This window comes from Oscillospiraceae bacterium MB08-C2-2, assembly GCA_035621215.1.
In the GTDB taxonomy this organism is placed as follows: Bacteria; Bacillota; Clostridia; order Oscillospirales; family Ruminococcaceae; genus WRAV01.
Map to the genome: position 1 here is coordinate 1,066,912 of CP141729.1, position 26,400 is coordinate 1,093,311.

The following is a 26,400-nucleotide window of genomic DNA, read 5'->3' on the forward strand; positions in this document are numbered from 1 at the left end:
CAGGAGGAGCTTATGGAATACCTGGAGAACATTTTGGAGCAGGAGTCGGATTTCCCGGAACAGACCGAACCGTCGCTGGAGGATTTGATGAGGGAGGGAGACATGCCGAATGAGCAGGAATACACCGAACAGGAAGAAGCCTCCGAAAAGCCGTCCAAAAAACGCCGTAAAAAGGCAGAAGAGAAACAAGGGCAGGAAGAACCTGTGGAGGAGCTATCCGTTTTGGATATCGGTGATGCGGAGACTTCCGACACAGAAGAAGAGCTGTATGATGAAGCTGTTTCCTCCGCGGAACAGGAACCGGGAACGGTAAAGCGCAGGAGGCGAACCCGGCAGGTTGAGCTTCTGGACGGCGAGGGTCGTGTCATTCAGGACCACCGCCCCATAGACGGCCAGCGGGAGCTTTCCCTGCTTAGTGCCGCACAGAACGGCAGACGCATCCTTTCCGCCACATTGGATGGCTTTGAAGCAGAGGAAGGAACCATGCCCCGGGCAGTCTTTTATGTGGGACCGGTCAAGGTCATGATCCCATTTAACGAAATGGGATTCCGTTCGGGAGAAGAGGAGCCGGACCACATCGACGCTCGGCTGCGCATTGGCGCCATGCTGGGCGCGAAGATTTACTATATGGTGCGCGGCGTGGATATGGAAAACCGGGTGGTCGGAGCCAGCCGCCGGGATGCTATGAACCTGCGCCGCCGGACGGTTCTCAATGCCAAAAGCTCCAACGGAGAATACCGTGTCCGGGAGGGTGTGCGTTGTCTGGCCCAGCTTCTCTATGTAGACCGCTTCGTAGCCCGCGTTGAAATTTATGGTATGGAGGTCTACCTGCATATCGGAGACATTTCCAACCTGTGGGGGAACGACATCCGGGAGGTTCTGCACATTGGCGAAGAGCGGCCGGTGGAGATCGTGGAGGTCATTCGGGATGATGAAACCGGAGAAGCTGTATCCATTACCGCTTCCATGCGGCTGGCAGAGGAAGCGCCGCAGGTAGGGCTTCAGACACAGAACACCTATACCGGAACCATATCGGGGTTTTCAGATACAGCATTCTATGTGAAAGCAGCCGGCATTCCACAGGAGATTCGTTGCCCTATTAAGTCCAATTATGTGGGGGAGCTGATGGAAATGAATGATGTGGTCAAGTTTTATGTCCGTGCCATTTACGACGGCGTACCCACCGGCGCTATCCTGAAAATACTGAAAAAAGTCAACAACCGAACCTGGTACTGATAGCGGCTCGGTTGTTCACAGAAAGGAGCGGAGCGGGGATTATCCCCGCTCCCATTGTTTTTATGGATATTCATGCTTTTAACGAGCTGTTTGAGCTATGCCGCAAGGCACCGGATACAGAGAAAATCCACGTCAAGGTTCTGCACAGCTCCTTGCATGGGAGAACGCTTCCGATGATTGTGACTGAAAGGCAGAGAACAGGCTTTGTGACCCTTACAGGCTGTTATCCCATAACAAGAAAAGCCTACCTTGCATCGTTGGATTCGGAAGGGTTGGCACGGTTTAACCTGAGCAATATCTATAGTACCCGCAACGCAGTGGTTACAGGCGGCATTGCAGAAAGCAGCGGACTATTTCTGGTCTATGCCATCGTGGATGCGCCATTTTTTGAAGAAACACTCTACGAAACGCTTCGCAAGGCGGTGGATACGCTGTATATGCAGTTTGTAACAGGCGGGGCTAAAAGAGAGGCGGCAGACTATGTTTAACAACAACACTATGATTGAAAAGCTGGAAGCCGCACTGGCGCAGAAACTGCGTGCACTCAATCACTATGTATCGGAAGCAAACCGCTTCAATGTTTCCATCCGGCAAAATGAACTGTTTGAAAAGAAGCAGTCTGTGGTTTTTATCTTTAAAATTACATCGAAGTATGGATTTTTGGAGTTCTGCTGCCCGCTTACTGGTGAACAGCGTAAACGCCTGGATGAGGCAGGGTATGTTCCACATCTGAGATGCGACAAATATCTGAAGGTGGGGACGGAGGAATGTATGGACCGCCCTTATGCCTACGCCAATATCCAATTCCCGTTGGGCAGTAGCGCTTTGGATTTTATGACAGCTCTGGAATATCTGCATAAGGAGCTGGAATTATTTTTGGCGGCGCTGGACCTTGAAAAATTATAGAATGACTAGGAGCTATACGGGCTTGAGCACAGTATGCCATGACTTACGCACGGATGAGCGTACCGCTGCGTATAATCGTTTCCTAGGGCTGTGCTGTACTCAATTTGTTGTTATGGATTGATAATGTTTTATTAGCTCATTTTTCAAATGGAAAGGAGCGTATTGATGAAAACAACCTACCCTTCTCATGATAAAAAATTTCTAGCTGCAAATGATGTCGCTGATATTCTAAATGTTTCAAGGAGCACCGCCTACAGAATAATCCGACATCTAAATGATGATTTGAAAAAATCCGGAAAAATCACTATTGCAGGTAAAATATCCTCTAAATATTTTTATGAAAATGTTTACTTATAGTAATCCTGCTTGTACTTCAGACATATGCAATGCTACAATATACTCGTGGTAGCAGAAGGAGGTGCAAATGCCTACCTACAAGGACGAAAAAACCAGATTGTGGTATTGCAAATTTGTTTTTACTGATTGGACAGGCAAAAAGACTCAGAAAAAAAAAGATGGGCTTTAAGTTGCAAAAAGAGGCGAAGGCGTACGAAACAGAGTTTTTAAGTAAGGCGCATGCTTCTTGCGACATGCTATTTTCTTCCCTCATTGAACTATATATGGAGGATTGCAAGCCGCGCTTAAAACCCACAACCTATTCAAACAAAGAATTCCTAATCGGCGCCCATGTATTGCCCTACTTTGGGCATACGCCAATCAACAAGATATCCGCAACTACAATTGGGAAATGGCAAACGACACTTATTTCGCATCCCACCTGTTATAGCGAAACGTATCTAAAAACCGTGCATAACCAAGTCTCCGCAATCTTTAACTTTGCCTGTAAATACTACAGGCTCCCGGAAAACCCTGCCCGGATTTGTGGGGCTATGGGAAAGAAAAATGCGGACTGTATGTTGTTTTGGACGGTGGATGAGTTTAAGAAGTTCGTTGCGGCTGTTGATGATAAGATTGTTTCCACTACAATTTTCAATCTACTTTTCTGGTCTGGAATGCGCTCTGGAGAAATGCTTGCGCTGACCTTAAACGACTTCGACTTTGATGCGAACACAGTGTCTATCAACAAAAACTACGCACGGCTCGACAACGAGGATTTAATCCTCGAGCCGAAAACACCAAAAAGCAAACGAAAAGTTACCTTGCCACCTTTTGCCTGCGACCTTATAAAGTATTACGTTGAAAAACTTGTAGATTACGAACCGGATGAACGCTTACTCAACGTAACAAAGTATTATCTCAAACATGAGATGAACAGAGGCTGTAAGAAAAGCGGTGTCAAGGTTATCAGAATTCATGACCTTCGCCATAGCCACGCAAGCCTGCTGATTGAGATGGGGTTCTCCCCATTGTTGATTAGTGAACGGCTGGGCCATGAAGATATAAAAAACCACTTTGCAGACCTATTCGCATCTTTACCCAAATAAACAGGGCGAGGTGGCTGAAAGGCTTCAAAGTTTCTTTTAGCCCCATTTCGTGTACCTTTTGTGTACTCGGAGATGAAGTCAAAACCTCCGGCTAAGCCGGAGGCTTGAATAAGCCCTAGAAGGGCACAATACAGACAGTACCCCTAAAGGGGTCCCGAAAGATCTGCCATCCGCATTGCTTTCTCGGGCAACCCCTAAAGGGGTACGTTTTTATGCCTTGGTGTTCTTGCTACCCGTAAACGGGTCAGTGTACTCCTTGAGACTCATCTGATCGGATAGCTCATCTTCCTCCAATTGCTTTTTGATATACTCCTGTATCTGCTTTTTATTCCGCCCTACTGTATCCACATAATACCCTCTTGCCCAGAAATGCCTATTTCCATATTTGTACTTCAAATTTGCATGACGGTCGAATATCATTAAGCTGCTCTTCCCTTTTAGATACCCCATTATCTGCGATACACTAAACTTTGGTGGTATACTGATTAGCATATGGATGTGATCTGGACATGCGTTCGCTTCTATAATTTCTACCCCTTTTTGATCACACAATTTCCTTAGGATAAACCCTATGTCTGCTTTAATTTCCCGATATATTACTTGTCTCCTGTATTTTGGTGCAAATACTACGTGGTATTGACATCTCCACTTGGTATGTTCTAAACTGTTTATGTCTTTCATTTAAAGACCTCCTCGATTTTTTAGTTAGGTTGGCAGACCTTAACTTTTAATATATCGGGGAGCTTTTTTCTTGTCCATACCTATAAGGTCTTTCTCCACCGGCAAAGCCGGTGGTTCTTAAGCAAAAGAAAGCCGCAAACCCTGTATTCATCAGGATTTGCGGCTGGGTATTCGTTATTCCCACTCAATGGTTGCAGGGGGCTTGCTGGTAATGTCATATACAATACGGTTAATATGCCGCACCTCGTTGATAATACGCCCGGAAATCCGCTCAAGCAGCTCATAAGGAATGCGTGCCCAATCGGCTGTCATAAAGTCGGAGGTAGTCACGCCACGGAGGGCCAAGGTATAGTCATAGGTGCGCTCATCGCCCATAACGCCAACCGAACGCATATCGGTGAGCACCGCAAAATACTGGTGAATATCCCGGTCAAGGCCAGCTTTTACCACCTCGTCACGGAAAATAAAGTCTGCTTCACGCAAAATAGCCAGCTTGGGTTCGCTAACCTCTCCGATTACCCGAATGGCAAGGCCGGGACCCGGGAAAGGCTGGCGCCATACAAGGGTATCCGGCAGGCCCAGCGCAGTACCCAAACGGCGAACCTCATCCTTAAAAAGCAGGCGCAGAGGCTCCACAATTTCTTTGAAATCCACAAAATCCGGGAGCCCGCCCACATTGTGGTGGCTCTTGATCACAGCGGCATCGCCGGTACCGGATTCAATGACATCAGGATAGATGGTACCCTGAGCCAGAAAATCCACCTTGCCGATCTTTTTGCCTTCCTGCTCAAAGACCCGGATAAACTCCTCACCGATAATCTTGCGCTTGGCTTCCGGCTCAGTAACCCCGGCCAACCTGCCAAGAAAACGCTCTCCCGCATTGACCCGGATAAAATTGATATCCTTATTGCCGAAAACAGCCTCAACCTCATCCCCTTCGTTTTTGCGCATCAGTCCGTGATCCACAAAAATACAGGTCAGCTGGCTTCCAACCGCTTCGCTGAGCAGCGCCGCTACCACAGAGCTATCCACACCGCCGGAAAGAGCCAGCAGCACCTTGCCGTCGCCAACCTGCTTGCGAATGGTTTCCACAGCCGTTTTGGCATAGTCCTCCATGGTCCAGTCGCCGGCTGCACCGCAAACGTTGAAAAGGAAGTTTTTCAGCATAACAATGCCATTCTGGGTATGCACCACCTCGGGATGGAACTGCATGCCATACAGCTGGCGGGAGGTATCCTCCAAAGCGGCAGCAGGAGTGGCATTGGTGTGGGCCGTGGTGCAAAAACCCTCAGGGAGCTGATCGATATAATCGGTATGGCTCATCCAAGTAACAGCCTTTTCGGGCAGGCCCTTAAACAAAAGGCTGTCCTGCTTAAAGAAGGTATCGGTTTTGCCGTATTCCCGGTTATCGGGAGAGGTTACATGCCCGCCCAATTTATGGGCCATGAGCTGAGCGCCATAGCAAAGCCCCAAAACCGGAACACCCAAACGGAAAATCTCCGCATCCACCGAGGGCGCACCCTCTGCGTAAACGCTGTTGGGCCCTCCGGTGAAGATGATCCCGATGGGGTTCTTTGCTTTAATTTCCTGCAAAGAAAGCTTATAGGGATGAACTTCACAATATACATTGCATTCCCGGACACGGCGGGCGATAAGCTGATTATACTGACCGCCAAAATCCAGTATCAGAATCATTTGATTGGCCATGGATGCTCCTCGACTTTCTTAGTTTCTTTCTACCGTATATTTTGACATGTTCATCCCCAAAAAGTCAAGTGTAACCCTTGCATTAAACAAAATAATTCTGCTTTTTTCGTACGAAACAGAGAATTTTGAGGAATTTTCTTTTCGCTGGACATTGCCTGCATCAAAACCATGCACCCGTGCCTTCGCATAAACCGAGAGCCTTTGCTAAGAATAGTTTTACAGCCTAAAAATCTTGGCCACAATGCAGGAAACTCTTAGCAAAAAGGATGGCGATTTCTGTGAAACGTCTTAAAATAGCTTTACTATGCGTTTTATCTGCTTATTCCATGAGCGTGGGTGTGCTGGCACTCAGCCCCTTTTCTATGCGAACCGCCCTGAGCTCACCCCGGCTGGTAAATGGTGTTATTTCGGTCACCCAAGGCGAAGTTCTCTCCTTTTCGGCGCGGGATTTAGAGCTTCGAACCTCTTTGCAGCCCGGCGAGCTGGAAGGACTTACCATCACCTCTCTTCCCGATCCCCGGCAAGGCCGCCTGATGCTGGGAGAAACACCAGTGCTCCAATACCAGCGGCTGACCCGCAGCGAAATTCAGAGGCTGACGTTTGAGCCAGAAAAACAGCTTGTGAACAGCAGCTTTTCTTTTATCCCCCAAGGGGGTGAAGCGGTCACGGCGAGCCTTTCCATTAAGGGGCTGGCCAGTGGTAATCTGCCCCCCGTTGTGGAGGGCATGAGTATTTCCACCGTGGAAAACATTGCTGTGCAGAGTTACCTGAATGTTTACGATTCCGAAGGCGATGCCGTGAGCATTCAAGTCACACAGCGCCCCACCCGGGGTGAGGTAACCTTTGACGGAAAAGCCTTTCGCTATCGTCCATACCAGAACATGATCGGCCCGGACAGCTTCACTGTGTGTGCCGTGGACAGCGCCTACAATTTTTCAAAAGAAGCAACGATCAACGTTGAAATCGAAAAGAGCCCTCTCGGATTTGTTTTTACTGATATGAAAAATAGCCCTTCTGCTTATGCCGCAATAAAGCTGCACCAAAGTGGTGTGGCCACCGGCCAGCGGGTGGGCAACCAGTGGTTCTTCTATCCCGAACACCAAATGACAAAAGGCGAATTTCTGGTTATGCTGCTGGCGGCTATCGGGCAGGATAAGAGCCTCCCCCCCACAGTCAACACCGGCCTGCCCAGCGACAGTATCATCCCAAGCTGGCTCAAGCCTTATGTGAAGCAAGGCCTTGCACTGGGTATCCTTGCAAAAAATGAGGATTTTCTTCCCGACCAGATCCCGACCCGGGCAGAGGCCGTGATTCTTACTGATCGTGCGGCGGGTATCACCGATGTGAAGCAATACAACCTGCAAATAAGCGATCTATCGGATATTCCAAGCTGGGCCATGCAGTCCTATATGGATTTGGCCGCCTATAAAATGCTGGATCTTTACGACGGTTCCGCCCACCCTTCCCAGCCTTTAACCAACAGCTACTGTGCTGATCTGATTTGGCAGCTGTATAAGCATTCCCATCGCTCTGCTTGAGTTGAGATACCAAGAACACCACCCACATCTTTTAATTATTTTTACCCTTTATGAAAATACTTCTTGACAAAAGCCCTTTACCGGGTGTAAAGTTACCACAAAGAATTTTGCTCGAAAAAGGAGCCTTTCATGGCTAAGCTTTTTTCCAACGCTGTTTATACCTACGGTTATCTGGGCTATTATCGCCCGGATTATTTTAGCTTGGAAAAAAGAATGTGCTTAGCCGAAAGCTTGGGAGGCTGAAAGGTCTCCCTGACCAAATAGGTGTAATCTTTGCGCCGGTGCTTTTGGAAAAAAGCACCGGCGTTTTATTTTTTCTAAAATAAAATTTGCAGGAGGCCGCGTCATGATTGTAATCATCAAGCCCAATACCCCTGAGGAAAAATTCCAGCAGTTTATCAGCTGGGTCGAAAGCATGGATCTTTCCACCCATATTTCCCACGGTCACGGAACCACCCTTGTGGGTCTGGTGGGAGATACCTCCGCCATAGACCTGAACATGGTGAAGTCCATCTCCATTGTGGAGGATGTAAAGCGCATTCAGGAGCCTTACAAAAACGCCAACCGCAAGATGCACCCCGATGATACTATCCTCAACATTTCCGGCCGTCTGTTTGGTGAAGGCCACCTCCATGTGATCGCAGGCCCCTGCTCGGTGGAATCCGAAGAGCAGATTTGCTTTGTTGCCCAAAAGGTGAAGGAATCCGGCGCTACCTTCCTCCGTGGCGGCGCCTTTAAGCCCCGTACCTCTCCCTATGCCTTCCAGGGTCTGCGGGCCGAGGGCATTGAGCTGCTTCTCAGGGCTAAGGAGCTAACCGGTCTCCCCATTGTCACCGAAATCATGAGCATTGAGCATATTCCCCTCTTCGAAGAAGTGGATGTGATTCAGGTGGGCGCCCGCAACATGCAGAACTTTGAGCTGCTCAAGGAGCTGGGCCATTTGGATAAACCCATCCTGCTGAAAAGAGGACTTGCCAATACCTTGGAAGAACTGCTCATGAGCGCCGAATACATCCTGGCAGGCGGAAACAAAAATGTAATCCTCTGTGAGCGTGGCATCCGTACCTACGAAACCGCCACCCGGAATACCCTTGATCTTTCCGCCGTTCCTTTCCTAAAAGCCCGCTCCCATCTGCCGGTGGTGGTTGACCCCAGCCACGCCTGCGGCATCGCATGGATGGTGGAACCTCTTGCCAGAGCCGCCGTTGCCGTGGGTGCGGATGGTCTCATTGTGGAGGTTCACAACGACCCAGAGCACGCCCTTTCCGATGGGGCCCAATCTCTGCGCCCCACTGATTTTGAGGCTCTTATGGGCCGCCTTGAGCCGGTGGCACAAGCCGTTGGTAAAAGCTTCCGTTAATCAAAAGTGTGCCGTTGGTTCTGCCTATGGCAGAGCCAACAGCCACATTGATTGGGCCTATAGTAGCCATGTCTGAAAACAAGTGTACTCGTTTTCAGACACACAGCAGAATGCTGTGTTCTCCTTCTTTTCCAAAGTGGGAGAACGGCATACTAAGAGGCAAAAACTGCGCCTTTGGCGCAAAGCAAGCTTTGCTTGCTTCTGAAAACGATAGTTTCGTTGTTTTCGGGTTTATTGACTATATATCATGCAAAAAAATGTTGACTTGCGGCTTAAACAGGAGTATAGTGGATAAATATACAGGGCTTTCGGAAGGATTTTGTCAATATGTTGGTTTTTTCATGTAAAGAAAACAGCAACTATTCTGCTGACCTGGGCTATTATTTTAGCGCAGGCTATTTTACATGGGAAAATTTAATATTGCCAAAGGCATAAGCCCATCATTGTCGGTACATTTTTCTCTGTATATGTACAGCCGGTGCTTTTGGTAAAAAAGCGCCGGCTTTTTGTATGCCGGGATGCAAATTGAAGGAGGATACAAGCATGGTTGTAATTGTCAAACCGCATACACAAGAGGATAAGCTGAACACCTTTATTGACTGGGTTCATGACATGGGGCTGCAAACCAACGTGATTGTTGGTGAAAAAACCACCATCATTGGTCTTGTTGGAGATACCACCTCCATAGACCTGAACATGATCAAATCTGTCTCCATTGTGGAGGATGTCAAGCGCATTCAGGAGCCTTACAAAAATGCCAACCGCAAGATGCACCCCGATGATACTATCCTCAACATTTCCGGCCGTCTGTTTGGTGAAGGCCACCTCCATGTGATCGCAGGCCCTTGCTCGGTGGAATCCGAAGAGCAGATTTGCTTTGTTGCCCAAAAAGTAAAAGAATCTGGTGCCACCTTCCTCCGTGGCGGCGCTTTTAAGCCCCGCACCTCCCCCTATGCCTTTCAGGGTTTGCGGGCCGAGGGCATTGAGTTGCTTTTAGAAGCCAAAAAGCTGACCGGTCTCCCCATTGTCACCGAGATCATGAGCATCGAGCATATTCCCCTCTTTGAGCAAGTGGATGTAATTCAGGTAGGCGCCCGCAACATGCAGAACTTTGAGCTGCTCAAGGAGCTGGGGCATTTGGATAAGCCCATTCTCCTCAAAAGAGGACTTGCCAACACCTTGGAAGAATTGCTCATGAGCGCTGAATACATCATGGCAGGCGGCAATAAGAATGTAATCCTTTGTGAGCGTGGCATTCGTACCTACGAAACCGCCACCCGCAACACCCTTGATCTTTCTGCCGTTCCCTTCCTGAAATCCCGCTCCCATCTGCCGGTGGTGGTTGACCCCAGCCACGCCTGCGGCATTGCATGGATGGTGGAGCCTCTTGCCAGAGCCGCCGTTGCCGTGGGTGCGGACGGCCTCATTGTGGAAGTTCACAACGACCCGGAGCATGCCCTTTCTGATGGGGCCCAATCTCTGCGTCCCACTGATTTTGAAGCCTTTATGAGTCGGCTTGCACCGCTGGCTGGCGTGGCCGGCAAAGAATTTGCCAGAAAAGGATAGTGGCTATGAATGTTGCAATAATCGGTCTGGGCCTTATTGGAGGCTCTATGGCCAAAGCCATTAAGCTGAACACCGATCATCGGGTTTTTGGCTGTGACCGCAGTCAGGAGTCTCTGGAGCAGGCGTTGGAATCCGGTGCTGTAGATGAAGATGCCTTTGGAAACTACGGGCAGTGTGATCTGGTTTTGATTGCCCTTTTCCCCACCGATGCGGTCACCTTTATTAAGGAGCACCGGGAGCAGTTCAAGCCGGGCTCTATGATCATCGATCTGTGCGGTGTCAAGCGGGCAGTCTGCCGAGAGGTAGAAGCCCTGTTTGCCGGAACCGACATCACCTTTATCGGGGGGCATCCCATGGCGGGAAGGGCCCTGTGGGGCTTTGAAAGCTCGGTGCCCGACCTGTTTCTGGGGGCAGCTATGATCTTAACCCCTTACCCCTCTACTCCCTCTCATTTGGTGGAAAAGGCCGGTGACTTCTTCCGCAGCCTTGGCTTCGGGAAAATCACCCTGACCACCGACGAGCACCACGACGAAATCATCGCCTACACCTCTCAGCTGGCTCATATTTTATCCAGTGCCTACATTCAAAGCCCCACCGCACGGGAATTTATGGGCTTTTCAGCGGGCAGCTTCCGGGATTTAACCCGTGTAGCCAAGCTCAACGAGGATATGTGGACCCAGCTTTTTCTGCTTAACCGGGATTATCTTTCTGACCAGCTGGGGGTGCTTATCGAGAACTTGACCGCCTTCCGGCATTCGCTGGATACACAGGATGAAAAGACACTGCACGAACAGCTTCGTCAGGGCCGCCTGCTCAAAGAACAGCTGAGCTAAGCCCTTTTGATAACAAGGAGGCAATCCATATGAAAACCATTCAGGTGGAAACCGGGCGTGCCTATCCGGTCTATATCGGGCAGGGAATACTCCCCGACTGCGGCCGTCTGCTGAAAGAAAGTCTGCGCTCCAAGCGGGCGGTTATTGTCACCGATGATACGGTAAACGGTCTTTATGGCAAGCAGACAGAGGAATCCCTGCGCTGTGCCGGGCTGGAAGTGCATACCTTTGCTTTCCCTCATGGAGAAGGTTCCAAGAAGTTGGATACCGCTCTGGAAATCATTAACTTTCTGCTGGAGCATACCATGACCCGCACCGATGTGGTGGTTGCCCTTGGCGGCGGCGTTGTGGGGGATATGGCAGGCTTTGCCGCTTCCATTTATCTGCGGGGTATTCCTTATATTCAGATTCCCACCACTTTTTTGGCAGCCATTGATTCCTCGGTGGGAGGCAAAACCGCTGTGAACATCCCCCAGGGCAAAAACCTGCTGGGCAGCTTCTACCAGCCCCGTATGGTCATCTGTGATACCGACACGCTGGATACCCTGACCGAGGACTGCTTCAACGATGGTATGGCCGAGGCTCTTAAATACGGCTGTATCTGGGATGAAAAGCTCTTTTCCCTGATGGAGTTTGGCGGAGCCCGCAAGCATTTGGAAGCCATCATCGCCCGCTGTGTGCAGATTAAGGCGGATGTGGTGGCGGAGGATGAGCGGGATACCGGCTTGCGGCAGATTCTCAATTTTGGGCATACCCTTGGGCATGCTATTGAAAAGGAAAGCGGTTTTTCCATTGCCCATGGCAAGGGGGTAGCCGCCGGTATGGTGGTGATTACCCGGGCCAGCGAGCAACAGGGTCTGACCCCAACCGGCACCACCCAGCGCCTGATCGAAGCTTTGGAGCGCTACAGCCTGCCCACCTCCACCCATCTTTCCCCCGAGGAACTGGCCAGTTTGGCTGGTGGGGATAAAAAACGGGATGGCGATCTGATTAATCTGGTGGTGCTGGACTGTATGGGTAAATGCCGCCTCCATCCGGTGGAGATCGGCAAGCTGGCGGCTTTTCTGAGCTGATCAGCGCACCCTGTTCTCACACCCTACACCAAGGAGGTTTACCTGTTTTGGACATATCCATCACGCCCTCTTCCCTGAGCGGTTCTGTGGCCGCACAGCCCTCCAAATCCGCGGCGCATCGGGCGGCAATCTGCGCCATGCTGGCTAAAGGGGATTCCCACATTGCGCCCATTACCTCAACAAGGGATATGCTGGCTACCTTTAACGCCGCCCTTGCCTTGGGTGCTAAAGGTACCCTGACATCTTCCTCTCTGACGCTGAACGGTATCAAAACGCCGCCTGCTCAGGCTGTGCTGGATTGCGATGAAAGCGGCTCCACTTTGCGCTTTTTCATCCCCATTGCCGCTGCATTGGGGGTAACGGCCTCCTTTTACGGCAGGGGCCAGCTCCCCACCCGCCCCTTGGAGCCGCTGGTTTCACAGCTTCGCTCCCATGGGGTGACCGTGGAGAAAAAAGGGGACGAAATTCTGACTATCAGCGGAAGGCTCACCCCCGGCCGCTATACCATTGCGGGAAATATCAGCTCCCAGTTTATAACCGGGCTGCTGTTTTCACTGCCCCTATTGGCGGGAGACAGTGAAATTATACTCACCACACCCTTGGCCTCCAAGGGCTATGTGGATATGACCCTCTCGATGCTGGCGCAGTTCGGCGTTGTGGTGGAAACTTTGCCCACCGGCTGGCGCATTCCGGGTCACCAAACCTATCGACCCCGGAATAGTATGGTGGAAGGGGATTTCTCCGGGGCGGCCTTCTGGCTGTGCGCCGGGGCGATTCAGACACCTGTCACTGTAACCGGCCTTTCCCGGGATACGGCACAGGGTGACCGAGCGGTGCTTTCTGTGCTGGAAAAGATGGGAGCATTGGTTCAGTGGGATGGGGATGCGGTCACCGTTTCGCCCGGAGCGCTGAGCGGCATCGAAATCGACGGGGAGGATATCCCCGATTTGGTGCCAGTTCTTGCCGTGGTAGCCTGCTTTGCACAGGGTGTAACCCGGTTTAGCAACGTGGGGCGGTTGCGCATTAAGGAATGCGACCGGTTGGATGCCATGACCCAAGGCCTAACCGCTCTGGGAACCAAGGTAGAACAGACTGAGGATAGCCTGACTGTAACCGGTGGGGTGCCGCTGGGCGGCGGGAGTGTCAGCAGCTTTGATGATCACCGCATCGCCATGGCGCTGAGCATTGCAGCACTGAGGTGTGCTTCTCCGGTGATTATCCGTTCGGCACAGTGTGTGGATAAAAGCTATCCCGATTTCTACAAGGATTTTGAAAAGCTGGGAGGAATTTGCCATGTCATCTAGCTGGGGCAAAAATATAAAGCTTTCCATTTTTGGGGAAAGCCACGGAAACGGAATCGGCGTGGTGCTGGATGGCCTCCCGGCCGGAGAAGCAATCGATATGGAGGAGCTGGCGGTCTTTCAGGCCCGGCGGGCTCCCCGCAAAAGTGCTCTTTCTACCGCCCGCAAAGAAAGCGATGGAGTAAAAATCCTTTCCGGCTTCTTTGAAGGTCACACCACCGGTACTCCTCTTTGCGGTGTGCTGGAAAACACCGATACCCGCTCGGGGGATTATAAGGAAATGTCCGCTCTGGCCCGGCCGGGCCACGGGGATTACACCGGCTTTATCCGCTACAGCGGCTACAACGACATGCGGGGCGGTGGGCATTTCTCCGCACGGCTGACTGCGCCTCTGGTGTTTGCAGGCGGCATCGCCAAGCAGATTTTAGCCCGCAGGGGCATTGTCATCGGCGGGCATATCGCCCAGATTCACGGCATCAAGGACACCTCATTTGATCCGGTTGCGGTGAATGCAGAGCTTCTGGAAGCAGTGACCTCTAAGGCCTTCCCAGTACTGGACGACAGCGCCGGTCAGGCCATGGAGCAGGCAGTCAAGACCGCTCACAGCCAAGGGGATTCGGTGGGCGGCATTGTGGAATGCGCCGCTGTGGGGGTTCCTGTGGGGATCGGTTCCCCGATTTTCGATGGCTTGGAAAACAAGCTGGCATCCATCATGTTTGGGGTTCCCGCTGTTAAGGGAATTGAATTCGGTGCAGGCTTTGAGGCCGCACAGCTCACCGGAAGCCAGAACAACGACTCATTTTATATGGAAGGTGAGCAAGTCAGAACCAAGAGCAACAACCATGGCGGCATTTTAGGTGGGATTTCCAGCGGTATGCCGGTTGTGATGCGTGTGGCCTTTAAGCCCACGCCCTCCATTGCCCAGACCCAGCAGACAGTGGATTTCAGAAAGCAGGAGGACGCTCCCCTGCAAATCAGGGGCCGCCATGACCCCTGTGTGGTGCTGCGGGCGGTTCCCTGCGTGGAAGCCTGCATGGCACTGGCTTTGCTGGACTGCCTGCTGGAAGGAGGTGTTCCCCATGGATTTAGACCAGCTGCGCGAGCAGATTGATTCCATCGATGAGCAGCTTCTTACCCTTTTTCTCCAACGCATGGAAATTGTGGAGGGTGTGGCCCGATACAAGCTGCGGGAAAAGCTTCCGGTTCTTCACTCTGACCGGGAAGCTGTTATTCTCGCCAAGGTGGTGCAGAATGCCGGAAGCTACCCGCTGGAAGCTGAGCGGTTCTTTCAGGCAATGCTGGCCATCAGCCGGGATATGCAGACTCAGCTCATAGCTGAGGCAGAGCAGGCAGAGAAGTGAGCGTCCCTCCGGCCTCTCGCAGCGCAGCTGCGGCCGCAGGCTTTGCCTGCGGGTTTCGCCAAAGGCGAAACGAGGCCGGCTGAGGCCCTGTACCTACTTTCAAAAATATTTTTCAGCACCCCGTTGACAAATGAATTTTTCCATGCTTTAATAAAAAAGAAGAAACCGTTGATGAGGAGATTAAACCCAAGGCGCACTTACAGAGAGTCCGGGGGGCTGGGAGCCGGATAGGAATGCGGGTGGGACAAATGGGCCTCTGAGGGCGAGCTGAAAGGCCATCGGGCTGAGTATGCAAGACGTGGGGCTTACGTTACAGAGCCTTGGAATGTGTTGGCATTCCGTATGAGATGGCCGTTCCGCTGTTAAAGGTGGATTTTAGGCAATCAAGGTGGTACCGCAGGTTTAACACCTGTCCTTGAAACAAGGGCAGGTGTTTTTTGTTTTGTAACGTATTTTCTCCCGGCAACCTTCCGATACTGATTAGTGAAAAGAGGCTTTAACAAATGAATCCTTTTGTTGATAAGAGCTTTGCTCCCGCCGGGCGATGGCGGCGTTCATGATCTTAATCACCCAAGCCATTACACCTTAAATTTTTATAAGAAAGAGTGATTACTATGATGAAAAATATAAAAGCCCTTTTAACCGCTTCTCTGCTGACTGTTTCCCTGCTGGCCGGCTGCTCCGGCGGCGCAGCTTCCTCCCAAGCGCCCGCATCTTCCGAAACACCTGCGGCTCAAAGCTCTGCGGCGGCTTCCGCTTCGGAAAGCGGCGAAACCTTTACCATTGGCCTTGCACAGCTTGTGGAGCACCCTTCTCTCAACACCATCCGCACTTCCTTTACCGAAGAGCTGGAGGCTTTGGGTTACGGAGCCGATAAGGTAACCATCGATTACAAAAACGGGCAGGGCGAGCAATCCACCCTCAATTCCATCGCCCAAACCTTTGTAGGCAATCAGGTTGATCTGATTGTAGCCATTGCCACCCCCACCGCTCAGGCGATGGCCTCTGCCACCACTGAAATTCCCATCCTCTTTTCCGCTGTCACCGACCCTGTAGGGGCCCGTTTGGTAGATGATGCCAACAAGCCTTCCGGAAACATCACCGGCACCTCCGATTCTATCCCCGTTGAATCCATCTTTGCTCTTGCCAAGGAGCTGCGGCCCGATGACAAAACCTTCGGCCTTGTTTACAATCTGGGCGAAGATAATTCCGTTTCGGTTATTAAGGAAACCAAAGCCTACCTGGATGCCAACGGTATGAAATACACCGAGGTGACCGTTGCCAATTCCAGCGAGGTTCAGCAGGCTGTTCAGTCCCTGGTGGGCCGTGTGGATGCCATCTTCTCCCCCATTGACAACACCGTTGCCAAATCCATGCCGCTGGCCGCCGACATTGCTCTCAAAGCCAAAATTCCCTTCTATACCGGTGCTGATTCCATGGTCGAGGATGGCGGGCTTGCCACTGTGGGTATTGATTACGAAGAGCTGGGCAAAAAGACCGCTCAGATGGCTGTGGAAATCATCGAAGGCAAAGCTATCTCCGAACTGCCTGTAGCCACCATGGATAACTACCGTGTTGTGATCAACACTGAAACAGCCGAGGCTCTGGGGCTGGATGTTTCCGGAATCCAGAATGCCGATTTGGTCACCACAAAAGCCGCCGCTTAATTTTGCAGAACAGGAGTTTAGCGTGATTTTTCACGCTAAACATGATATGCCAATCGCTCTCCGCCTATGGCGAAAACCGCGATTGATGCACAAAAAGACCATTCCTTCTTTATGGTTCTTTTGTGCCCGAACATATATGAAAGGAATGGTCTTTGTCATGAGCTTTGTTGCCTTTCAGGGATCGGTTGAGCTGGGCCTGATCTATGCCATTATGGCTATGGGGCTTTTCGTTTCGTTCCGCATTCTGGATATAGCCGATCTCACTGTGGATGGCAGCTTTACCACCGGCGCCGCCCTTTCCGCCCTGTGCACCTTGGCGGGGCACCCCTTTCTGGGTCTGTTGGCTGCCATGGCTGGCGGCGTGGGAGCCGGATTGATTACCGCTCTTTTACAGACACAGCTGAAAATCCAGCCCATTCTGGCCGGTATCCTCACTATGACCTCCCTCTATTCCATTAACCTGTTGATTATGCGGGGCAGCCCCAATCTCTCACTTCTGCGCATCAAAACAGTGTTCAGCCCTTTTGAAGAGCTTGCACAGATCGGCGGAATCAGCCTTTCCAAGATACTGGTATCTGTCGCTTTGGTTGTGCTCTGCACTGTATTTTTGGTATTGTTCTTCCGTACACAGCTTGGCCTTTCCATCCGGGCAACCGGTGATAACGAAGAAATGGTGCGGGCCTCCTCCATCAACACCAACGTAACCAAGACCATCGGTCTTTGCTTGGCCAATATGCTGGTCAGCCTTTCCGGTGGCCTGCTTGCTCAGTACCAATCCTCTTCGGATATCAGCATGGGCATTGGTATGGTGGTTATTTCTCTTGCTTCTCTCATTATAGGCGAAGTGATTCTGGGCCGCAAAAGCGTGGCCCGGAATCTCGTTGCCGTTACAGTGGGTTCCATTTTATACCGTTTGATTCTGTCTCTGGTGCTCTCCGCCAACCTGAACCCTTCCAACCTCAAGCTCATTTCTTCGGTGATTGTTGTGGTTGCCATTTCTTACCCGGTGGTTCGGGAAAAATGGGCCTTTCACCGGGCTGTCTCTAAGCTGCACAGGGAGGGCAAATAATATGCTGCAAATCCGCAATGTATGCAAAACCTTCAACAAAGGCACGCCCAACCAAAAGCAGGCCTTGGGTGACTTTTCTCTTCACCTGAAGTCCGGGGATTTTGTCACGGTCATCGGCGGGAACGGGGCGGGAAAATCCACCCTGCTCAACACCATTTCCGGGCTTTTCTGGGTGGATGGAGGGCAGATTTTGCTGGATGGCGAGGATATCACCTACCAGAAGCAGCATCGGCGTTCCCGGCATATGGGGCGGCTGTTTCAAGACCCGCTTATGGGCAGCGCACCCAATATGACCATTGAAGAGAATCTTTCACTGGCTTATCTGCGCAGCCGGCAAAACCGCCGCTTTTCCTTTGGTCCCCGTAAAGAGGACCTCCAGCTATACCGTGAAAAGCTGGCACTTTTGAATCTGGGGCTGGAGGATCGCCTGCATACAAAAATGGGCCTGCTCTCAGGCGGGCAGCGTCAGGCAGTCACCTTATTGATGGCCACCATTGTAACCCCCAAGCTGCTGATGCTGGATGAACATACCGCCGCTCTTGACCCGGCCACAGCCGATAAAGTTTTGGAGCTCACCCGCAGCATCGTGGCAGAAAACAAAATCACCACCCTGATGGTCACCCACAACATCGGTTCAGCACTGGAGCTGGGCAACCGCACCATTATGCTGGATAACGGCAATTTGGTTCTGGAACTGGAGGGTGAAGCCCGCCGAGAAATGACGGTGGAAAAGCTTCTGAAAAAGTTTAAGGAAAAAAGCAACAAAGAGCTGGATAACGACCGCATGCTCTTAAATTAACCTGATACATCCCCGGAGAAGCCACGTGTTTCTCCGGGGATGTTTGCTGTTAGCACCGCGCTGTGCTATACTAACCACATAAAGAAAGGTGGATATACCATGGATGAACGTTTTGAAAAACAACTCCACTTTCTCATTGAAGTGGATCAAATGAAGAATGTACTTAGGCAAACACTGCTGGCAGATGGCTCCCGCCGGGAAAATGACGCCGAGCACTCTTGGCATTTTGCCCTGACAGCCATGCTTTTATATGAATATGCCCAAGACAGCCGGGTGGATTTGAGCCGGGTGATTAAAATGGCTCTGATTCATGACCTCATTGAGATTTATGCCGGTGATACCTTCGCCTTTGATATTCAGGGCAATCAGGATAAAGAAGCCCGTGAACGGGTGGCCGCTGACCGCCTGTTCGCTTTGCTGCCTCCCGATCAGGGGCAGGAGATCCGCAGCCTTTGGGAAGAATTTGATGCCATGGAAACCCCCGATTCCCAATATGCAGCCGCTATTGACCGGCTCCAGCCCTTTGTCAACAATTCGGTTACCGGGGGGCATACATGGAAAAAGAATAAGATCACCGCCGCTCAGGTATACCAGCGAATGGATATGGTTCGCATCAGCGCTCCACGCCTCTGGCCTTTTGTGGAAGAAACTATCCACCGTGAGATAGAGGCTGGCAGTATACTCCCCTAAGAGCAAAATCGCCTAAGCATTATGGGCAATAAAGGTCAAACGTGAGTTTCTTTCGATGCGCCACAGTCAAACCGTGCAATCACTCTAAAAGCATCTTTTATAGATGCTTTTTTACTTTTATGAATTTATTCACATTTTGGTTTCAAAACCTTTGCTTTTGGATGCATAAAATCCACTTGGTTTGCGCACTGTTTTTATGTATGGAACTTTTCCAGTATCTTTAAAATTCAAACGCATTCAAAACGATTCTTCACTCGTTTTGGCCACAGGATTGTTTTCTAAAGCATTTATAAAAGAAAGAGGTTTTATCTGTATGAAGAAAATTACATCGGTTTTATTGGGGCTTCTGCTTATAGGCTCCTTAGCTGCCTGCAACCTAAGCGGTTCAAACAACGGAAAAGAATCCACTTCCCCTGAGCAATCTGTATCGTCGGAAGAAAACATCCCTATCCCTTTACCGGAAGAACCCTCTGAGCTGGAAGAGACAGCCGCAAGTGAACAGGAACGCCTTGTGGTAATGGATGCAGCGATGTACCGGGGCATGGTGGATGACATTCGCCAGCAGGATGGGCAGCTCCATTCCTTCCGGTTGACACAGGCTCAGGGCACCAGCTTCGGCCCGGCCTCGGTTACGGTCAAGACAGATGAAAACACCCGCATGAGCTTTGATGCTGGGCTTTTGCAGCAGGGGGATTATATAGAGGTGTTTTATGGCCGGCCCTTGGAACAGTCGGCTGAAACTGAAATTACCGCTCTTACTTTAAACCATTTGGGAAAGGCAGAAAATGTGTTGTTTAGCGGTACCTTTGTAGTCCTGACCAAGGATGAAAAAAAAGAAGGCTCTGGCAGACTGCTCCTCACATCCTTGAATACCAACGATGAATGGGTGTTCCACTATTCCGAGGAAACCCAGATTTACCTGAACTTAGATGACCTGATAGCGGGTGATTCTTTAAGTATTTTATTCTCAGGTGCCTCAACCAGAAGCATTCCACCACAAGCCTTTGCTCTGGAAATTCGACGCTTCGCAGAATAATCCGACAGCTTGGTCGGCACCTCAACACATAAACTGGAAAAAAGCGCACAGCCTTTTAACAGGGTTGGGCGCTTTGTATCACTATAAAATAAAAAAGCACCCGGCCATGGCAGAGTGCTTGTGCAGCAAAATATGCATATATTTTATTCGTGTTTCCTGCGTGAAAATGCGTTGACAATAAGCAAAAGAACTACGGCGCCAATGATGGAGACAAGCAAGCTCCAGAGGTTAAAGCCGGTAACGCCGCTTCCACCTAAGAAATTCATGATAAGGCCGCCGATAAAGGCGCCGATCACACCGACCAGGATATTTTTACCTGCGCCCATCTCCCTATTGTTGCCTGTGATCATGCTGGCAATCCAGCCGGCAAGCGCTCCAATAATAATCCATCCAATGATACCCATATTACACCTCCTTTGGTGTTATTATTCCGATCTGTCAGGAGCTTTATTCTTTTTTCTCGGAACAGAAACATAAATGCCCCCTATTCGAATTGATGAACAGGCAATCATTCTGTATAATGGAAAGAAAAGAGGACAAAAATTATGGGAAGCAACAAACAAAAGCACCGTGACATCAGACGCCAGCGGGAGCTGGAAGCAAAAAACGGTGTTTGTTGAGTATCGTACACTTTTCTATATCCAGGGCGCGGCAATCGCACATAAGAAACAAATGATATTGCACTTTATAGGGAGGAACTAGGAATGAATAAAATTTACCTGCATTTGTTTAGGTGTAAGAAACATGGAAAAATCAGTTCAATTTTATAGGGACATGTTAGGGTTCCAAACAGATGAAAAAAGCAATAGTCCCCAAGTTGTATTTTTTCATACACCCGGCACAAAACTTGAGCTCTACCCTTTGGAGTTATTGGCAGAAGATATCAGCAAAGAATCGCCACCTCATATAGCCGGCGGCTTTGGAGGGATCACCTTAGCCTATAATGTGGAACACAAAGAGGATGTTGATAAAACAATAGAATTGGCCAGAAGTGCTGGTGCTAAAATTGTGAAAGAGCCTCAGGAGGTTTTTTGGGGCGGATACCACGCATATTTTGCTGATTTAGACGGTTATTATTGGGAAGTTGTATGGGGGCCTGATTTTAGATTTGATGACCAAGGTATGCTGATCTTATAGCAAGATGCCAAGCATGTATGATTAGCATAAGGAGAACCTAAAAGAGCAGACTTGGCTTTTCCCACAGCTGAGTGTGCTCTTTTTTACTACTTAAATAATTGTTTCTGGCTATCATAAAATTCTCTGATATTTCAAAATGTTTGTAACCTTTCGATGTTATCATTTGTATTATTGGTGAAAGGCTTTTCAAACAGATCAAGGAGCATGCTTATGAAACCAACTGTAGAGATACTGGTTGAGAAATATCGGAACAGTCTTTATGCTGTGGCATTTAATATTTGCAAAATCGCACAAGATGCCGAAGATGTTGTTCAGGATACCTTTATCCAGTATCTGGCACACAAAAAAGACTTTGAATCAGAACAATACATCCGCGCTTGGCTTATCCGGGTAGCAATTAACAAGGCAAAGAACAAGAACAATGCTTTTTTCAGACGCAACTCGCTGCCCTTGGAGGATTACATAGAAACATTGACTTTTGAGACAGAAGAAGCCTCTGAATTATTTGAAACTGTAATGAAGCTCCAAGAAAAATATCGCATTGTTATCCATTTGTTTTACTACGAGGATTATTCTGTGAATGAAATCGCTGATATTTTGAAAGTGACTCCAAGCAATGTGAAGGTAAGGTTATCGCGCGGAAGATTATCACTTCGCAACACGTTAAAGGAGGTATGGCAAGATGACGAATAAAGAAAAATACAAACAGGCGTTTTCTGCAATTCATGCCTCTAATGATTTTTCTTTGGAGGTAGAAAAGATGAAAAAAACAAAGGGGCAGCATAAGTTCAAAGTGATGGCTGCTTCTATTGCCGCTTGCTTAGTCATTGTGGGCAGTGCCACGGTGGCATATGCCGCCGATGTTGGCGGAATTCAGAGAACCATTCAGCTCTGGATTCACGGCGATCAAACGGAAGCGACCATCCAGTTCGATGGAAACGGAAATTACAGTATGGACTACACCGACGGCAACGGAAATGTAGGGCATCAAGGTGGAGGTGGCGTTTCGTTCGCACCCGATGGAACTGAAATACCTGCATCAGAAGAAGAACTCATGGAGCTGCTGAGGGCGCCGGATGTTGAATATGAGGAAGATGGCTCCGTTTGGGTTTATTGGTTCAATCAAAAAGTTGACATCACCGATAAGTTTGAGAACGGGGTTTGCTATGTCAAGCTAGAAAGCGACAAAGAAACCTTGTACATGACCGTAAAGTATCAAAACGGTTATTCCACCAGCCCTTATAGATACCTAAGTCCCTCTGAGTTTAAAGAATGACCCACTCTGCGCAGAACAAAACCCTGCTCGGAATTATAAAAAGTGTGCTTGTATGAGATTGTAAATATATCCGATACAATACCATCAAATTGAGCCGTCGCATCTTTACTCGGATGCAATGGCTCTTTGTTCGCTGTATTTCCAGAATAGTCCGGCCAATACTTGCATAAAGCAGGTGAGCGGCTTCTGACTTTCATATTTCGGATTCCTTTCTGCTCTTTACAAAATGATGGATTCCATATTGACACTCCAGTCTACCCGTGTTAGACTAAACCTGTCTAATGACATGCGACTGGAGGCTATACAATGGAAAAATATAAGCTGGGCGAGATGGAACAGCGTTTTGCCGATCTGATTTGGGCAAACGAACCGCTCACTTCTCGCGCCTTAACCGAGCTTTGTGAAAACGAATTTACCTGGAAGCGCACAACCACCTATACCATGCTTAAGCGCCTGTGCGAGCGTGGCATTTTTCAAAACAATGGCGGTATAGTGACATCACGCATGTCCAAGCACGAGTTTGGTGCGGCGCAGGGTGAGCAGTTCTTAAACGATGCCTTTGGCGGCTCACTGCCGCAATTCTTAGCGGCATTTGCCCGCCGCAACAAGCTCACCCCGAAGGAAATTAACGAAATACAACGGCTGATTGATGAACACGAGGAGGAATAGGAATGCTGGACCAGTTTTTTTTTAAAATACTCAACATGAGTTTTACAGGCAGCATTGTCATCCTTTTTGTACTGCTGACACGGCTACTGCTCAAAAAGATTCCAAAAGTATTCTCCTATGCCCTATGGTCAGTTGTGCTGTTTCGGCTTATCTGTCCATTTTCCTTTGAGAGCGTGTTCAGCTTGCTGCCCACCAAAGCAAGCCCGATTGCGCAGGATATTGTCTATATGCAAACGCCCAAGATTGATACAGGGGTTGCCATAATCAACAGCACTGTCAATGAGTTTCTTCCAGCTGCCACTCCCTACGCAAGCATGAACCCGCTACAGTTTTGGCTGTTTATCGGCAGCACGGTCTGGGTGACGGGAACTGTTTTTATGCTCAGCTATAGTCTTCTATCGCTGTGGTCACTCACAAAGAAGCTGGAAAACGCGATTCCCTATCAGAATAGTATTTATCTATCTGATCAAATCCACACCGCTTTTGTCCTTGGTGTTTTTCGACCCAAAATTTATCTCCCGTATCGCTTGAGCGATGGGCAACGTGAGCATATCCTGCTTCACGAACAGACACACATCAAGCGTTTTGACCATCTGGTAAAGCTGATAAGCTTTTTTGTCCTCTGCCTGCACTGGTTTAATCCGCTTGTTTGGGTTGCCTTTTTTGCAAGTGGCAAGGATATGGAAATGTCCTGTGATGAGGCTGTGGTGAAAAAGCTGGGAAACAGCATCAAAAAGGACTACTCTTCCTCTCTACTAACCCTTGCCTCCGGCAGACGTATGGTGGGTGGCACACCCCTTGCTTTTGGCGAGGGTGATACCAAGGGGCGCATTAAAAATGTGCTAAGCTATAAAGAACCTGCGTTTTGGGTGATTTTAGCGGCGGCGGTAGCTGTAACAGGCGTAATTGTGGGGTTAATCTCAAACCCTAAAGATAAGAATATCACTTTTGTAGGTGTCAATGCTATTATTCTTGAAATAGACAAGGATACTCCAAGCATGACTGTCGAGGGTATTGATGAAAACAGCGTGATTGGCAACAGGTGCATTGTAACCTGGAAAAAAGATGCACTGATTACCCTTGCCACAAACAGTAAACCAACACAGCTTTCCATTGATGATTTTTCAGTTGGAGATTCTGTTGTCCTGTTTATTGATGGGTTACAAGAATCTTATCCCGCAAGGGCTACCGCCAGCAGCATCCAGCTTCAGCCAAGCGGGGCGATGGAGCTTGTTGCTTTGCGCCCTATGGTCATGATAAACGGGGCCTTGTATTTGGATACCGGCAAGGAAAGCCCACTGGGAGCCGCTCATCAAGTGGACGGCACCATCAAAACCAGTGTTTCTCCAAACAAAAAGCCCGCAGAGCACGAACAATCAAACTTTGGATTTGTTGGCAGTGAGTATGTGCTTGGTAGTGATTTTGTTCAAGTGAAAATAGATGGAAAATGGATTGTTTTTGAAGCAGAAGTTTCTTCTACAGAAGATTCCGTAAATGCACTGCCTGCCCGGCAAGATGAACTTACCTTTTTCGTCAAGCCCGATGAGCCACCACAGGTGATTGGCGAAACGGCTGCCATCATTTGGCTGAAATCCTACATGGAAGAAAGCACGCCACCTGTGGAGCGAATTGAAGATTATAATATTAACGCGGTAACTGTTATTTCCGGAACACCAAAGTCCGGGCAAAATCGGGAAGACATGAGCTACCATTATGTTGTTCGCATAAACTACGATATTACCACCGCTTCCGAAGAGTATTTTGCTCCCGGTGACGGCGTTGCCGGTAAAGGTACATTTAAAGGCCTGTTTCGGGAATTGTGCGTAAAGGATCTGGGCAGCGGTAATTTTGCTATTATCAGTGCTGGCACTGGTGGCGGAGAAAGTGAGTTTGCGCAGTTGTCATAGTAGAATTTGAAAACAATGGGTTGGGCGGTTCGATATGCCGCTTCGGGCTTTATCCCCTCCCGTGACAGTTCCTCCGCCTGCTGAACATGGGCCGATATAACGGTCAGCGGCGTTTTCATCTCATGGCTCATATTTGTAATTTATCACATATCCCCCCGCGGCAACATTCGTTTCTCAGTGATAAAACCATTATATTTTGAAGAGCGCGAGGAGGGCAAGTATAGGCTTGCCCTCCTCGCGCTCTTTAGGCGAAATTTAAAAACTAGGCAAGTCCTAGCATTTAATAGATTATGCAGTGGAATTATAGGACTTTTCCGCTGCAAACCTGCATTAAAATAAAAATCCACCGGCGTAGCCGGTGGTATTTCTTATGCGGGCGAAGCCCTATGGTACTAGCCACGTCTCAAGACGTCTTTTACGATCTGCCATTTGCGAGGGGATTGTTACTTGCTACCCGTAAACGGGTTTTCGTACTCTTTGAGCGTGATTTGATCGTAAAGTTGATCTTCTTCCAATTGGTTTTGGATATACTCCGCTATCTTCTTCGCATTTTTTCCTGCTGTATCCACGTAGTATCCTCTACACCAAAAACTGCGATTCCCATATTTATATTTGAGATTTCCATGTCTTTCGTGTATCATCAAGCTGCTCTTTCCTTTGAGAAATCCTACGAAACTTGATACGCTCATTTTCGGGGGGATTTCCACAAGCATATGAATATGGTCAGCGCATACCTCTGCTTCTACTATGTTTACTTGTTTCCATGTGCATAGTTCTCGCAGTATCTTCCCTTTTTCTGCTCTCATATTTCCATAAAAGATCTTTCTACGATACTTGGGCGCAAAAACTATGTGGTACTTGCAACTCCATTTAGGCCAGTTTACAAGGAACTACACGCAGACCGAGAAACGGGCTGCTGACAACAAAAAGGCTGCATGTTCCCGGAGAGGGAATATACAGCTTTTTTGTTGTCGGGGATTCCAAAGGGGCTTGCCCCTTGGCGCACGACTTTGCGGAGCAAAGTGTAGTGTGTTATACGCTCTGTCAGCGATGCCGTGAAAATGCCGTTGCCGCCGTGGAGGGCAAGGGTATTTGAAGCGGCAGGAAAGCGGGCGGGAATTTGTGGCGTGGAGCCACAAATGA

27 protein-coding genes are annotated in these 26,400 nt (G+C 49.4%); 23 read left to right on the plus strand and 4 right to left on the minus strand.

The features are described from left to right. The first annotated feature begins 12 nt into the window (after nt 1-12). The 5 genes from U6B65_04830 to U6B65_04850 all read left to right on the plus strand — a co-directional run bounded on the left by U6B65_04830 (nt 13) and on the right by U6B65_04850 (nt 3,587). Nucleotides 13-1,236 carry a S1 RNA-binding domain-containing protein gene (locus U6B65_04830; GenBank protein ID WRS28460.1) on the plus strand — a complete coding sequence of 408 codons (1,224 nt, stop codon included), beginning with the start codon at nt 13-15 and terminating at the stop codon, nt 1,234-1,236. Between the two features lie 11 nt (nt 1,237-1,247). Then, a complete protein-coding gene (locus tag U6B65_04835) occupies nt 1,248-1,724 on the plus strand; it encodes a hypothetical protein (GenBank protein WRS28461.1) in 477 nt (158 codons plus the stop codon). Next, nucleotides 1,717-2,142, plus strand: coding sequence for a hypothetical protein (locus U6B65_04840; protein ID WRS28462.1), 426 nt, complete (start codon nt 1,717-1,719; stop codon nt 2,140-2,142). Before U6B65_04835 ends, U6B65_04840 begins: the two co-directional genes overlap by 8 nt. Before the next feature lie 165 nt (nt 2,143-2,307). Next, nucleotides 2,308-2,499 carry a helix-turn-helix domain-containing protein gene (locus U6B65_04845; GenBank protein WRS28463.1) on the plus strand — a complete coding sequence of 64 codons (192 nt, stop codon included), beginning with the start codon at nt 2,308-2,310 and terminating at the stop codon, nt 2,497-2,499. A 113-nt stretch (nt 2,500-2,612) separates the two neighbouring features. Continuing rightward, on the plus strand, nt 2,613-3,587 hold the full coding sequence (locus tag U6B65_04850) for a tyrosine-type recombinase/integrase (protein WRS28464.1): 975 nt from the start codon (nt 2,613-2,615) through the stop codon (nt 3,585-3,587). Nucleotides 3,588-3,797: 210 nt separating this feature from the next. On the opposite strand, the gene tnpA (U6B65_04855) is transcribed toward U6B65_04850, so the two are convergent. Then, nucleotides 3,798-4,268 carry an IS200/IS605 family transposase gene (tnpA, locus tag U6B65_04855; GenBank protein WRS28465.1) on the minus strand — a complete coding sequence of 157 codons (471 nt, stop codon included), beginning with the start codon at nt 4,266-4,268 and terminating at the stop codon, nt 3,798-3,800. A gap of 174 nt (nt 4,269-4,442) precedes the next feature. Then, a complete protein-coding gene (gene guaA, locus U6B65_04860) occupies nt 4,443-5,975 on the minus strand; it encodes a glutamine-hydrolyzing GMP synthase (GenBank protein ID WRS28466.1) in 1,533 nt (510 codons plus the stop codon). 278 nt (nt 5,976-6,253) lie between these two features. Between guaA and U6B65_04865 the strand changes: the two genes are divergently transcribed. The 13 genes from U6B65_04865 to U6B65_04925 all read left to right on the plus strand — a co-directional run bounded on the left by U6B65_04865 (nt 6,254) and on the right by U6B65_04925 (nt 20,268). Continuing rightward, on the plus strand, nt 6,254-7,513 hold the full coding sequence (locus U6B65_04865; protein ID WRS28467.1) for an Ig-like domain-containing protein: 1,260 nt from the start codon (nt 6,254-6,256) through the stop codon (nt 7,511-7,513). Nucleotides 7,514-7,859: 346 nt separating this feature from the next. Then, nucleotides 7,860-8,873 carry a 3-deoxy-7-phosphoheptulonate synthase gene (gene aroF / locus U6B65_04870; protein WRS28468.1) on the plus strand — a complete coding sequence of 338 codons (1,014 nt, stop codon included), beginning with the start codon at nt 7,860-7,862 and terminating at the stop codon, nt 8,871-8,873. A 543-nt stretch (nt 8,874-9,416) separates the two neighbouring features. After that, a complete protein-coding gene (aroF, locus tag U6B65_04875) occupies nt 9,417-10,439 on the plus strand; it encodes a 3-deoxy-7-phosphoheptulonate synthase (protein ID WRS28469.1) in 1,023 nt (340 codons plus the stop codon). Nucleotides 10,440-10,444: 5 nt separating this feature from the next. Beyond that, nucleotides 10,445-11,272 (plus strand): prephenate dehydrogenase, encoded by an 828-nt coding sequence (locus U6B65_04880; protein WRS28470.1) that lies wholly within the window; start codon nt 10,445-10,447, stop codon nt 11,270-11,272. A gap of 29 nt (nt 11,273-11,301) precedes the next feature. Further along, complete coding sequence (gene aroB, locus U6B65_04885; GenBank protein ID WRS28471.1) at nt 11,302-12,345, plus strand: 3-dehydroquinate synthase; 1,044 nt, start codon at nt 11,302-11,304, stop codon at nt 12,343-12,345. A 47-nt stretch (nt 12,346-12,392) separates the two neighbouring features. Then, a complete protein-coding gene (gene aroA, locus U6B65_04890) occupies nt 12,393-13,649 on the plus strand; it encodes a 3-phosphoshikimate 1-carboxyvinyltransferase (protein WRS28472.1) in 1,257 nt (418 codons plus the stop codon). Further along, entirely contained in the window at nt 13,639-14,757 is a 1,119-nt protein-coding gene (gene aroC / locus U6B65_04895) for a chorismate synthase (protein ID WRS28473.1), read from the plus strand. The genes aroA and aroC overlap by 11 nt, the downstream gene beginning before the upstream one ends. Further along, a complete protein-coding gene (locus U6B65_04900; protein WRS28474.1) occupies nt 14,726-15,007 on the plus strand; it encodes a chorismate mutase in 282 nt (93 codons plus the stop codon). Before aroC ends, U6B65_04900 begins: the two co-directional genes overlap by 32 nt. A 614-nt stretch (nt 15,008-15,621) precedes the next feature. Further along, complete coding sequence (locus U6B65_04905; protein ID WRS28475.1) at nt 15,622-16,674, plus strand: ABC transporter substrate-binding protein; 1,053 nt, start codon at nt 15,622-15,624, stop codon at nt 16,672-16,674. A gap of 157 nt (nt 16,675-16,831) precedes the next feature. Then, complete coding sequence (locus tag U6B65_04910) at nt 16,832-17,743, plus strand: ABC transporter permease (GenBank protein WRS28476.1); 912 nt, start codon at nt 16,832-16,834, stop codon at nt 17,741-17,743. 1 nt (nt 17,744) lies between these two features. Further along, nucleotides 17,745-18,542: an ATP-binding cassette domain-containing protein gene (locus U6B65_04915; GenBank protein WRS28477.1), complete on the plus strand. Its 798-nt coding sequence runs from the start codon at nt 17,745-17,747 to the stop codon at nt 18,540-18,542. Nucleotides 18,543-18,641: 99 nt separating this feature from the next. Continuing rightward, entirely contained in the window at nt 18,642-19,232 is a 591-nt protein-coding gene (locus U6B65_04920; GenBank protein ID WRS28478.1) for an HD domain-containing protein, read from the plus strand. A 313-nt stretch (nt 19,233-19,545) separates the two neighbouring features. Then, the gene (locus tag U6B65_04925; protein ID WRS28479.1) at nt 19,546-20,268 is read left to right on the plus strand and encodes a hypothetical protein; all 723 of its coding nucleotides are present in this window, start codon (nt 19,546-19,548) and stop codon (nt 20,266-20,268) included. A gap of 143 nt (nt 20,269-20,411) precedes the next feature. Here the strand turns inward: U6B65_04925 and U6B65_04930 are convergent, their stop codons facing one another. After that, nucleotides 20,412-20,672 carry a GlsB/YeaQ/YmgE family stress response membrane protein gene (locus tag U6B65_04930; protein ID WRS28480.1) on the minus strand — a complete coding sequence of 87 codons (261 nt, stop codon included), beginning with the start codon at nt 20,670-20,672 and terminating at the stop codon, nt 20,412-20,414. A gap of 340 nt (nt 20,673-21,012) precedes the next feature. Between U6B65_04930 and U6B65_04935 the strand changes: the two genes are divergently transcribed. The 5 genes from U6B65_04935 to U6B65_04955 all read left to right on the plus strand — a co-directional run bounded on the left by U6B65_04935 (nt 21,013) and on the right by U6B65_04955 (nt 25,257). Further along, nucleotides 21,013-21,405, plus strand: a complete 393-nt coding sequence (locus tag U6B65_04935; GenBank protein ID WRS28481.1) for a VOC family protein — start codon at nt 21,013-21,015, stop codon at nt 21,403-21,405. A gap of 210 nt (nt 21,406-21,615) precedes the next feature. After that, nucleotides 21,616-22,098: an RNA polymerase sigma factor gene (locus tag U6B65_04940; protein WRS28482.1), complete on the plus strand. Its 483-nt coding sequence runs from the start codon at nt 21,616-21,618 to the stop codon at nt 22,096-22,098. Then, nucleotides 22,088-22,681, plus strand: coding sequence for a hypothetical protein (locus U6B65_04945; GenBank protein WRS28483.1), 594 nt, complete (start codon nt 22,088-22,090; stop codon nt 22,679-22,681). The genes U6B65_04940 and U6B65_04945 overlap by 11 nt, the downstream gene beginning before the upstream one ends. A 306-nt stretch (nt 22,682-22,987) precedes the next feature. Beyond that, the gene (locus U6B65_04950) at nt 22,988-23,350 is read left to right on the plus strand and encodes a BlaI/MecI/CopY family transcriptional regulator (protein WRS28484.1); all 363 of its coding nucleotides are present in this window, start codon (nt 22,988-22,990) and stop codon (nt 23,348-23,350) included. 2 nt (nt 23,351-23,352) lie between these two features. Next, nucleotides 23,353-25,257: a M56 family metallopeptidase gene (locus U6B65_04955; GenBank protein ID WRS28485.1), complete on the plus strand. Its 1,905-nt coding sequence runs from the start codon at nt 23,353-23,355 to the stop codon at nt 25,255-25,257. A gap of 443 nt (nt 25,258-25,700) precedes the next feature. On the opposite strand, the gene tnpA (U6B65_04960) is transcribed toward U6B65_04955, so the two are convergent. After that, complete coding sequence (gene tnpA, locus U6B65_04960; protein WRS28915.1) at nt 25,701-26,108, minus strand: IS200/IS605 family transposase; 408 nt, start codon at nt 26,106-26,108, stop codon at nt 25,701-25,703. Between the last annotated feature and the right edge of the window lie 292 nt (nt 26,109-26,400).